Origin of the sequence: Vibrio metschnikovii CIP 69.14, assembly GCF_000176155.1 — a bacterium.
GTDB lineage: Bacteria > Pseudomonadota > Gammaproteobacteria > Enterobacterales > Vibrionaceae > Vibrio > Vibrio metschnikovii.
Window position 1 is genome coordinate 189,328 of record NZ_ACZO01000005.1, and the last position, 11,006, is coordinate 200,333.

The 11,006-nt window shown below is 45.3% G+C and carries 12 protein-coding genes and 1 pseudogene; 4 read left to right on the forward strand and 9 right to left on the reverse strand.

Translation table 11 applies throughout. The annotated features are described in order from the left end of the window. The first annotated feature begins 219 nt into the window (after nt 1–219). From cobA to cysC, 4 genes and pseudogenes are all read left to right on the forward strand, one after another. Nucleotides 220–1,101 carry a uroporphyrinogen-III C-methyltransferase gene (cobA, locus tag VIB_RS03125; protein WP_040903987.1) on the forward strand — a complete coding sequence of 294 codons (882 nt, stop codon included), beginning with the start codon at nt 220–222 and terminating at the stop codon, nt 1,099–1,101. Between the two features lie 66 nt (nt 1,102–1,167). Further along, nucleotides 1,168–2,079 (forward strand): annotated as a pseudogene (gene cysD / locus VIB_RS03130) (sulfate adenylyltransferase subunit CysD); the annotation flags it as partial. Between the two features lie 17 nt (nt 2,080–2,096). Then, nucleotides 2,097–3,530, forward strand: coding sequence for a sulfate adenylyltransferase subunit CysN (gene cysN / locus VIB_RS03135; RefSeq protein WP_004394557.1), 1,434 nt, complete (start codon nt 2,097–2,099; stop codon nt 3,528–3,530). After that, the gene (cysC, locus tag VIB_RS03140; RefSeq protein WP_004394558.1) at nt 3,530–4,147 is read left to right on the forward strand and encodes an adenylyl-sulfate kinase; all 618 of its coding nucleotides are present in this window, start codon (nt 3,530–3,532) and stop codon (nt 4,145–4,147) included. Before cysN ends, cysC begins: the two co-directional genes overlap by 1 nt. A gap of 69 nt (nt 4,148–4,216) precedes the next feature. Here cysC and VIB_RS03145 read toward each other — a convergent pair whose 3' ends face one another. The 9 genes from VIB_RS03145 to msrA form a co-directional block, all read right to left on the reverse strand. Further along, nucleotides 4,217–5,113, reverse strand: coding sequence for a TIGR03899 family protein (locus VIB_RS03145; protein WP_004394559.1), 897 nt, complete (start codon nt 5,111–5,113; stop codon nt 4,217–4,219). A gap of 307 nt (nt 5,114–5,420) precedes the next feature. Beyond that, nucleotides 5,421–5,876, reverse strand: a complete 456-nt coding sequence (locus VIB_RS03150; protein WP_004394560.1) for a DUF3299 domain-containing protein — start codon at nt 5,874–5,876, stop codon at nt 5,421–5,423. Nucleotides 5,877–5,934: 58 nt separating this feature from the next. Further along, the gene (locus VIB_RS03155) at nt 5,935–7,194 is read right to left on the reverse strand and encodes an ABC transporter permease (protein WP_004394561.1); all 1,260 of its coding nucleotides are present in this window, start codon (nt 7,192–7,194) and stop codon (nt 5,935–5,937) included. Beyond that, nucleotides 7,191–7,907, reverse strand: coding sequence for an ABC transporter ATP-binding protein (locus VIB_RS03160; RefSeq protein WP_004394562.1), 717 nt, complete (start codon nt 7,905–7,907; stop codon nt 7,191–7,193). Before VIB_RS03160 ends, VIB_RS03155 begins: the two co-directional genes overlap by 4 nt. A gap of 80 nt (nt 7,908–7,987) precedes the next feature. Further along, nucleotides 7,988–8,608 (reverse strand): zinc uptake protein ZrgA, encoded by a 621-nt coding sequence (zrgA, locus tag VIB_RS03165; protein WP_004394563.1) that lies wholly within the window; start codon nt 8,606–8,608, stop codon nt 7,988–7,990. Between the two features lie 59 nt (nt 8,609–8,667). Beyond that, nucleotides 8,668–8,958 carry a DUF2607 family protein gene (locus VIB_RS03170; protein WP_040903996.1) on the reverse strand — a complete coding sequence of 97 codons (291 nt, stop codon included), beginning with the start codon at nt 8,956–8,958 and terminating at the stop codon, nt 8,668–8,670. A gap of 69 nt (nt 8,959–9,027) precedes the next feature. Then, a complete protein-coding gene (locus VIB_RS03175; RefSeq protein ID WP_040903998.1) occupies nt 9,028–9,585 on the reverse strand; it encodes a YtfJ family protein in 558 nt (185 codons plus the stop codon). Beyond that, a complete protein-coding gene (locus tag VIB_RS03180) occupies nt 9,582–10,259 on the reverse strand; it encodes a hypothetical protein (protein WP_004394565.1) in 678 nt (225 codons plus the stop codon). The genes VIB_RS03175 and VIB_RS03180 overlap by 4 nt, the downstream gene beginning before the upstream one ends. 95 nt (nt 10,260–10,354) lie before the next feature. Continuing rightward, the gene (gene msrA / locus VIB_RS03185) at nt 10,355–10,978 is read right to left on the reverse strand and encodes a peptide-methionine (S)-S-oxide reductase MsrA (RefSeq protein WP_004394566.1); all 624 of its coding nucleotides are present in this window, start codon (nt 10,976–10,978) and stop codon (nt 10,355–10,357) included. Between the last annotated feature and the right edge of the window lie 28 nt (nt 10,979–11,006).

Below are 11,006 nucleotides of genomic sequence, written 5' to 3' on the forward strand. Positions count from 1 at the left end.
AGTTACCTCATTGGCAATGGCTGCAAATGTAACAAATTGTGATGCAATGTGTCGGACTGAACATCACAAAGTGTGAGTTATTCCGGGTCTTTTACCGCTTAAAAGTCAGGTGAGTGACTGCTTATCAGCTTTTAGTATAAAAAATGAAATTTTAGAATTTCGAGTAATAACATCCACCGCTCATAATGACGTCATCAATTTGAGTTAAGGATGACAACGATGGCGGGTTTTCAACACGTTACGACCACAAAGGTCAAACAGGCAACGCTGGTGGCATTGGATGGAGGGGCAACATCGAGCCCTTATACTCGCCTGTCTCGTAGTCAATTGCGCGCCGGCGAAGTGGCGTTGATTGGTGCCGGTCCTGGCGATCCTGAACTGCTGACGGTCAAAGCGCTCAACTATCTACAACAAGCGGATGTTGTGCTCTATGACTATTTGGTCTCAGAGGACATTATGGCGCTGATCCCCAGCACAACCATTTTAGTTTGTGTGGGGAAACGGGCTGGTCATCATAGTGTTCCACAAGAAAAAACCAATCAACTGCTGGTCGATTTTGCCCAATTGGGTCATCGCGTGGTGAGGATCAAAGGCGGTGATCCTTTTATGTTTGGTCGTGGTGGTGAAGAGTTGGAAGTGTTGGCGGATGCTGGCATCGCATTTCAAGTGATCCCTGGCATTACTGCAGCAGCAGGAGCGACCGCGTACGCTGGTATTCCATTAACCCACCGTGATTATGCACAATCGGCTTTATTTATTACCGGACACTTAAAAAATGACACCATTGATGAGATGGAGTGGCCGACCTTAGCGCGCGGTCATCAAACCTTAGTCATCTATATGGGATTGATGAATGCCACGATGATCACGCAACAACTCCTCCTACATGGACGTCAAGCCTCGACGCCGATTGCGATCATCGAGCGCGGTACTCAACAAGCCCAAAAAGTCTTTCGAGGCGTTTTGCAAGATTTACCCCAATTAGCGACTCAAGCGCAATCACCGGCCTTAATTGTGATTGGTGAGGTGGTCGCGTTAGCCGATAAATTGGCTTGGTTTGGCGAGCAAACTGAGCGTCCCACTCACTACCACTATGCCTAATTGATTATTTTACTCTTGCCATTTTCTTGTTCGAGATAATGACAAGGCAGCGAAAAGGAAACCGACAGAATGGATCCACAACGTTTAACCCATTTACAGCAGCTTGAAGCGGAGAGTATTCATATTCTTCGTGAGGTGGCGGCAGAATTTGCTAACCTAGTGATGATGTACTCGATAGGTAAAGACTCCTCCGTGATGTTGCATCTGGCTCGCAAAGCGTTTTATCCGGGAAAAATTCCTTTTCCTTTACTGCATGTGGATACGGATTGGAAATTTCGCGAGATGATCGAGTTTCGTGATGCGGCAGCTGAAAAGTATGGTTTTGAACTTTTGGTACATAAAAACCCAGAAGGATTGGCGATGGGGATAAATCCCTTTGTGCATGGCTCCTCAAAACACACCGATATCATGAAAACCCAAGGGTTGAAACAAGCTCTCAATCACTATGGGTTTGATGCCGCTTTTGGTGGTGCGCGTCGTGATGAAGAAAAATCTCGAGCCAAAGAGCGGGTCTATTCGTTTCGAGATCAAAACCACACGTGGGATCCGAAAAACCAACGTCCAGAGCTATGGAAAACCTATAACGGGCAAATTAATAAAGGGGAAAGTATTCGCGTATTCCCTTTATCGAACTGGACGGAATTGGATATTTGGCAATACATCTATCTAGAAAACATCGATATTGTGCCGCTGTATCTTGCTGATGTTCGCCCGGTGGTTGAGCGAAATGGCATGTTAATTATGGTCGATGATCAGCGGATGCCATTACAACCAGGTGAAGAGGTTCAATATAAGCGAGTTCGGTTCCGAACCCTCGGCTGCTATCCCCTGACCGGAGCCGTAGAATCTGAAGCCGATACGTTGACCGGGATTATTGAAGAGATGTTGGTGGCAACGTCCAGTGAGCGACAGGGGCGGGCGATCGATCACGATCAGTCTGGATCGATGGAACTGAAAAAACGCCAGGGTTACTTCTAAGGATTTGAGGAAAGAAAATGAACAGTGCAGTGCATGCTCAACTTGCTGAGCTGGGTATTGAAGGATACCTCAGCCAACATCAACATAAATCATTATTACGCTTTCTAACCTGCGGCTCGGTTGATGATGGAAAAAGTACGTTAATTGGTCGTCTGTTGCATGATTCTAAGCAGATCTATGAAGATCAGCTCGCCGCGGTTCATTCGGACAGTCAGCGCGTGGGAACCACCGGAGAGCGGCCCGATCTCGCGCTATTGGTCGATGGTTTACAAGCCGAGCGTGAGCAAGGAATCACTATCGACGTTGCTTATCGCTATTTTTCCACTCAAAAACGCAAATTTATCATTGCCGATACCCCAGGGCATGAACAGTATACGCGTAATATGGCTACTGGGGCATCGACCTGCGACTTAGCGATTATCTTGATTGATGCTCGTAAAGGGGTATTAGATCAAACCCGCCGACATTCGTTTATTGCCCATTTATTGGGGATCAAACACTTTATCGTCGCGATCAATAAGATGGATTTAGTGGATTATTCCCAAGCGCGATTTGAAGAAATTGCTCAGCAATACGCTGATTTTTCAAAGCATCTTGCCCAAGATATTGCTATTCAGTTGATTCCTATCTCCGCGCTAGAAGGTGACAATGTCGTCGAGAAAAGCCAATTTATGTCTTGGTATCAAGGTGAATCACTGCTCGAGCGATTAGAAAACGTGCAGATTAAGCCACCGAGTCTCAACGCAGATTTTCGTTTTCCCGTTCAGTATGTCAATCGTCCCCATTTAGATTTTCGTGGTTTTGCTGGCACGGTTGCTGCGGGCACAATTCATGTTGGTGATAAGGTCAAAGTGTTACCGTCTGGAAAAACCTCTGCGATTACGCGGATTGTTACTTTTGACGGAGACTTAAGCCACGCCAATGCAGGACAAGCAGTCACCTTGACGTTACAAGATGAGATCGATATCAGTCGTGGTGATCTGTTAGTGTTGGCCGATGCTGATGTTTCGCTAACCTCGCAACTCGTCGCGGATGTGGTATGGATGACAGAGCAGCCACTACAACTTGATCGTGAATACGATATTAAAATCGCTGGTAAGAAAACTCTGGGTCGAGTGACCAGCATTGAGCATCAATACGATATTAATCAGCTAAGCACCTTCAATACTGAACAGCTACCACTGAATGGTATTGCCCGTTGTCAATGGCGCTTTACCCATCAACTGGCGGTGGATAACTATCAAGATTGTGCGGATACTGGCGGTTTTATTATTATTGATCGTTTGACTAACGTTACGGTCGGAGCGGGTTTGATTCGCGAGTCGCTGCAAGCCGTAGACTTACCAACCGCAACGGGATTGTCGGCTTTTGAGTTAGAATTTAATGCGTTGGTCCGAAAACATTTCCCTCATTGGGACGCGAAAGATCTCAGCCAGTTTAAGGGGCAATAATGCACACTATCGATAATGTCACTGAACCGACGATCGTTTGGCATGAGCATCATGTTGATAAAGCCCATCGAGCACGATTGAAACAACAGCGCCCAGCGGTATTGTGGTTCACTGGGCTATCTGGAGCTGGAAAGTCAACCATTGCGGGAGCTCTAGAACAACGCCTTGCTGAGCTTGGTTACCATACCTATTTATTGGATGGCGATAATGTGCGTCACGGATTGTGCGCAGATTTAGGTTTTTCAGAGCAAGATCGCCGAGAGAACATTCGCCGCATCGGTGAGCTTGCCAAATTAATGGCAGATGCAGGATTGATTGTGTTAACGGCTTTTATCTCGCCGCATCGTGCTGAAAGGCAACGAGTTCGAGCATTAATGCCTGAAGGTGAATTTTTGGAAGTGTTTGTGAATACTCACTTAGCGGTGTGTGAGCAGCGTGATCCAAAAGGTTTGTATAAAAAGGCTCGAGCTGGTGAAATTCCCCAGTTTACTGGGATTGATTCAGTGTATGAAGCGCCGCTGGAGGCAGAGATTGATTTGCCCGCTGGTGAAGAGCCCGTTGAGGTATTGGTTGAGCGCTGCATTATGGCGTTACAGCAACGAGGGATTATTCGTTAAAGCGATACCAATCACCCCTTGATCGTGAAAGCCATTCATCCCGATGAGTGGCTTTTTTATGCGTGCGATTTATACCGTGTGATGAATGGTACTGCTGGCGTCACTATGGACAATAAATTTTTGTCCTAACAGAGCGATCAGTTGATCATAGTAACCACTATTGGGTTTATTGCCTAATAGTCGGCAGAGTTCATTACCGGTAGGAGTGAAGCGATAGTACAGCAAGTGCACTCCTTTGGCAGTGACGTTTAATGTGAGCTGTTTACCTTGGTAGCTTAGCGTGAGCGGCGGATCAAATTCAATTGCCCCCGATTCTAATTCTGTGGCATGCAGTAAGCCAAGTTCGATTAATACCAGTAAGCTGGAATAAGGTAATTGGTGACTACCAATATTTAATGTTGAGGTGATATTGCGTTTGCCTAAACTAAAAATACTGTTTTGTACTTTAAGACCAAACAGTAATTTCAAACTCGGATCGCTGCCGAAACTGCAACTCAAACCGGCGGCACGCTGTAAAATTTGCGCTTCTTTGGGGGTCATGTTTTGCAAAATACTCAGTGCTTTCATCGAAGTAAACCCTGGGTTGGTCACTTCACGTTTCAGAACTTGAGCCCATAGACGTTGCATGGATGAGTTATGAATATCTTGCGCCATATCGAAGAAACGGTATAGCCAGTCTTGATCAGGATCGCCCGCCGTTTCGTTATGACACGAGAGATGCGCAAGACGCACGATCTGCTCCAGATTTTTTTGTCGCTGCTCTTTTCTCTCTCGCTCACGTTTTAACGCTCTATCTAACGGCGTTTTTTGCGGCTTTTCATCCAGTAATAACGCATCTAACCCATGTTGCTGAGCAATCGATGAGATACGACTCGCGCTATCTTTCAGATAACTGGATTTTTTCTCTGTGTGTGAATGGGTCGTGGTTGGATGCTCAATCACAACCGAGGATTTTAGCTCAGCCATGGGTTACCAAATTTTACCATTGAATCATACTCTAAAATGTACCGTGGATTGGCTAAGGTAACCAGTGAAACTCTTGGTGATAGCGCACAAATTTGCGCTATCATAAATGATAATAACTTGTTAAAATTGTTATCAACAACTGTGGGGGCGCACTGACACAATGAAGTACGATAAAGAAAATCGCTGGTTTAAGCATCTATCGACCACTTTACTGTTTTTGATCTATTTGGGGTTATTAAGTTATTTAGCCAAATACATGATGTAACGAGTAAGGTGGTCTTTGGTTTAGCAATTATTTAACAAATGGTTACATATCATCGTAATCTTCGATCGCGGTTCCTTCAATCAGATAGGCGGTTTCCGCCAGCTCAGCACTGACCACTTCGGTTTTCAATGTTCCTATCACATACACCACATCCCATAACTGTTGAATCGGCGCTCCTTGAGGGTATTTGACGTAAATGATCTGATTCGGTGGCGGTGGTGGGACATGAATACAAGCCCCAAAGTAAGGAACCAGTAAAAACTCGGTGATGGAGTTTTCGTCTCCCTCAAGAGGAATGACAAACCCCGGAATTTTTACCTGACTGCCATTGAGCTCACTGCGTACACTGCCCACTTTGATTTGCTGGGCGGGTAAATCGAGGTTGTGATCGATCATCGGCATGCCCATCGCGTTAAATTGATTGCGCTCATTTTCTGGGATCAGATCAATCCAGTCTAATTGCAGCGGTTCACTATTGGCGTAGACGTTAAAGCTCATCGCCGTAAGTAGTGGCAAGAGTATATTCAGTAACCATTTATGCATGTCTTTGTTTCTCCTAGAGTCGTATCGTCATACCATCACTGAGTGATTGACGGTAGGCACGCAGTGCAGGAATAAAGCCTATCATGGTGCCAGCCACTTGCACATAGCCAAGCAGTTGCCACTCATAATGAGTGAGGGCTTGGAGTTGTAGTTGAATACCATATTGACTCGCGACGATAGGGGAAGCGACAGCAAGCACAAGATATAAGCCGATTAAACCGGTGACAATGCCTAATAAGGTTAAGACACTCGCTTCGCTGATCAGTAAGGCAAAAATGTGTTTTGGTTGTGCGCCCATCGCACGTAAAATCGACATTTCACGACGACGTTCTTGCAGGCTAGTCAATAAGCTACTTAGCATGCCGAGTAATCCGGCAATAACGACAAAAACCGACACCGTCATTAATGCTTGCTCTGCAACGGACATCATTCCCCACAGTTCATGCAGTGCTACACCGGGTAGAATGGCACTTAATGGTTCCGCTCGGTATTGGTTAATTTGTCTTTGTAGCGCAAAGGTCTGAATTTTTGAATGCAAACCGAGTAGCATCGCCGTGATTTGCTGCGGTTCAAATTCGCGCTGCTTTAACTCTTCTTTGCTCGGGGTATTGCCTAAATTTGCCCCAGACTCCCAGCCAACATGGATCGCTTCAATCGCTTCAAGAGATACGTGGACGGTTTTATCTACTGGTGTGCCGGTTGGCGCTAAAATGCCGACGACAGTAAAAGGCAGATTATCGTGCCGACTGAAGCCGACATCACTGATGCCATGAGCGATAATGATCTCACTGCCTAAGTGATAACCGAGTTGTTTGGCGACGTCGGCACCGAGTACAGTCTCAAATAAGCCGGAAAACTCTCTGCCTTGAGAAAAAGTAAGTGGTTGCTTACTTCCATAGCGAAAGTGTTCAAAGTAGTTATGGTTGGTGCCCATGACACGAAAACCACGGTGTGAATCGCCCAGTGAAATCGGGATAGCCCATTTTACGGCGCGATGCTGGCTAAATTCTTGATAGCTTTTCCAATCAATATTATTGGTCGCGTTGCCAATCCGAAATACCGAATAAAGCAGAAGATTCACTTGCCCAGAGCGGCCTCCGACAATCAGGTCGGTGCCTGAAATGGTATTAGCAAAACTGCTCTTTGCTTGGGTGCGAATGCGCTCAACGCCCATTAATAAAATGACGGAAATTGCTACGGTAAGAATGGTTAATACAGCGGTGCTTTTACGATTCAGTAAGCTTTTCCAAGCTAACGTAGTGATTACGTTCATGCAATACCTCGGGCTTGATTGATGGTAGGTAAGTACACACTTCGCTCAAACAGTTTCTCTAAAGTTGGATCGTGGCTAACAAAAACTAGGGTTGTGCCGACACGATTGGCTTCATCTAATAACAGCTCGATAAAGGCACTGCGGTTATCGTAATCGAGTGCGGAGGTGGGCTCATCGGCAATCAGTAGTGGCGGATCGCCAATCAATGCTCTTGCTGCGGCAACGCGTTGTTGTTGACCGATACTTAATTCCGTCACCGGCTTATTAAGCAGTGTGTCACTGAGCTTCAGTTGAGCGAGTAACTGTTTGGCTCGCTCGCGGATATCTCCCGAGACGTTAGTGCGACGATGAGCTGAAAATTGACAGGGCAGAATGACGTTATCAATCACTGACAAGTAAGGTAATAAGTTAAATTGTTGGAAAATATAACCAATATTGTCAGCGCGAAATTTATCTCGTTGGCGAGATTTGAGTTTAGCTAAGTCATGACCGAGTAAGTGGACATGGCCTTGAGTGGCGGTATTAATTCCGGTCAGTAAGCTTAGTAAGGTAGATTTACCACAACCACTTGGACCCTTTACAAAAAGATGTTGCTTGGCAAGCACGCTCAAAGCATCAATATGGAGGGTTGGTTGAGGATTATTTGGCCACTGAAATTGTACATCGATAAGGTCAATTACGGGAGTGGCGCTTGGCAGCGGTTGGCTGTTCATCACTTATCCTTATTTGATGGAAAATCGGGTAAGCCTGGCTTACCCGATTGGGGCGTGAACGCTTACATCGGCTGATGCATTTACAGTGACAGGCGAGTTTGTTGTTTGGTCAGCTCAACGGCGGTTTGCGTACGCTCGGTGAGTAAATTAACCAGCATTTTTTCCGTGCTTGGGAACAAGGCGAACCATTCCGTATTGATCTGAGTGAGCGCGCCAACATTTTCACATTGATAGTGATATTGCGCAGTAAATTCACCGTGTTGATGCTTGTGATCGTGATGCTTATGATCGTCATGGTCATGGTCATGGTCATGCTTATGATCATGTCCGTGATCATGATGAGCATGATCGCTATGATCGTGGTTATCTTTGTCGCCACTTAGGGTGTGGCTAACATGGGTTTCTTCCAATTGACATTTCGCTGCCGAGCTTAAGGTAAACAGTGACTCTGCTTGTCCTAAGATATCTAATGCGCGATTAAGTGCTTGAACTTGGGTTTCGTTGTGTGGTGCGTGCTCAAAACCCACCACATCTGCGCCCGGAGCAGTGATCTCAATCAGCAAATCCGTGCCATCTTGAGCGATGTTAAGCTCAACTTGTCCATGAACATGAGCATCGTGTTGACGAAATTCTTGATGAGCAAACGCGGCGGTTGATAATACGGCAGAAATACTTAAGGCAAGCAAAGGTTTAGTTAGCATAGTGTTGATTCCATAACATAGGGATAGTAAATATTGTGTTGGTTAATGTATTGAACGGTTCAACGTTTTGGTGGTGAACGTGCTACATAAGTAATGTAGTCGAGTACCAAACAAAATGGGCTAACGATGGCTAGTATAAAACCCTGTGCTGGCCAGATAGGGATGATCAGAGTGGCATGCTCAAGGCCATGTTTCATTACGGAAAACAGTTGGCAATGATGATCGGTATGTTGAGTTGGATGAATGTCTAATTGATGATTTATCACGGCGATATTGAGCCACAGCACCAACAATACGGTCAGTATACTGACAGTGTTGGTCGATAGACGTAAAGGCTGTGGTTTGACCATCATCTTATACCCAATACAACAAGAAGATTGTTATAGTATAACAATCTTCTTGTCTGGCAAGCCTTAAGGTTATTTTTCTAGCTGTTGTTGAATGAGCGATAGTAGGTTTTGAATAGCATCGTCATTTAAAGCGCCTTCTTGGACAAATTGCACGATACCCTGTTTATCGAGCACGATGATCGCTGATGAGCGGTTTTGTAACTGCCAACTTTGTGCCACGATACCCGCTTGGTCAAGGACAATCGACGACCAAGGGAAATCGGTTTTGCTGCTTTGAGCCGATGATTTTACAAACGAGCCCGTTCCCCATACCGCATCATTTTGATTAATGATCGTTGTAGTTTGGTATACATCACGAGGAAACTCTGCTGCGGTGAGTGCGGTCATGAGAGGGGCGTTCATTTCCTTGGCGGCGCTTCGACCAGCAATAGCTTGAATCACTCGAACCTTACCTGGGAGTTGAGTGCTACTCCATGGTACAAACTGAGTGTCTTTACCCTCCAATATCACTTCGCCATATTTTGCGACGTCGACGGCTGGCAGTGGTTGACCGAGTACTAGATTGTGTGCTGACGCAACGAGACTATGAGTGGCGATCAATAGAGTGAGTAGTATTTTTTTTATCATGGTAAGTCCGTTTTAGTAAATAAGTGGTTTAAGTTGATGGTGTATCGGTATGCAAGGACCGCATTGTGTTCTTGAAATTGGTAATTACTGTTATTGACGTAGGGACTAAAATTATAGAGCAAGAACGCATGTTTGCCTTTTTTGATCTCTAAATAAACCCCGACCGCCTGACCAAACTCACTAAGTTTGATGTTTTTTGTCTCGCCAAACTCGGGATGTAGGGGCTGAGTAATTTGATAATTACCACTCAGATTAAGATAACCTAGCCCAATACCAATCCCCGTTTTTACTTGCCATTTCTCTGGCTGGTGGCGATTAAAATGGTAAAAAAATAATGGCATCGCATACAGCGCATAGCCAGATATTTTGGTATCAAGATTGGTTAGCTGATTGTTTTGATGAAGCGTTTGTCGATTAACTTTGACGAGATTGCCATCCAGTTGAAATTGTACGCCCAACGCACTTTGCTCTGAAAGATAATAGCCTTTTGATAAGAGAGAGACCGTTGGAGAAAGAGCGAGCTTATTATTCATTTGTGCAATGTTTTGATCGGACTCGTCGCGCACATCAATGTTGTTGGTGGTTAATTGTAGACCCAGATTGAGCTCAATAGCGCAAATTGGGAGGCTATAGCAAAGAGTAAAAATAACGCTCGTTCTTAAATAATTGATCATAACAGAATGCTCTTTCATCATTTAATGAGCCATTAATCAGCTCGCTTCGTTGATATTGCTGAAGCGAGCGTTATATTAGTGAGCTCGATTATTCCTCACAAAAAGCACACCCCTGTACCACCAAGGCCACAATATCCTTGCGGGTTTTTAGCGAGGTATTGCTGGTGAGAACTTTCCGCAAAATAATAAGCGCCAGCAGGAGTAATTTCGGTGGTGATCTCCGTTTTATGGTGTTCGCTTAGCAAAGCTTGATATTCTGCGCGGCTTTGCTCTGCTAGCGTTTGCTGTTCATCGGTGTAAGTGTAGATCACCGAACGATATTGAGTTCCTAAATCATTGCCTTGGCGCATACCTTGGGTTGGATCGTGATTTTCCCAGAAGGCTTGCAACAGTGTTCTCAAGGGTAACACCTTAGGATCGTAGATCACTCGGACGACTTCCGCATGGCCAGTTTTACCCGTACAAACTTCTTGATAGGTTGGGTTTGGAGTAAAGCCGCCAGCATAGCCGACAGAAGTAGAAACGACACCGTCTAAACGCCAAAATAAACGTTCCGCTCCCCAAAAACAGCCCATTCCAATCAGTAATTGCTCTTGTCCCGCGCTAGGTTTGCTGCTTAGGGGGGTATGATGGATAAAATGTTTGTCTTCAAACTCGATGGGAGTAGCACGGCCTGGTAAGGCTTGATCCGCTGAAATAAGCGAAGATTTGTTGAGCATAGCAATTCCTTATTAGTCATAGTCAATG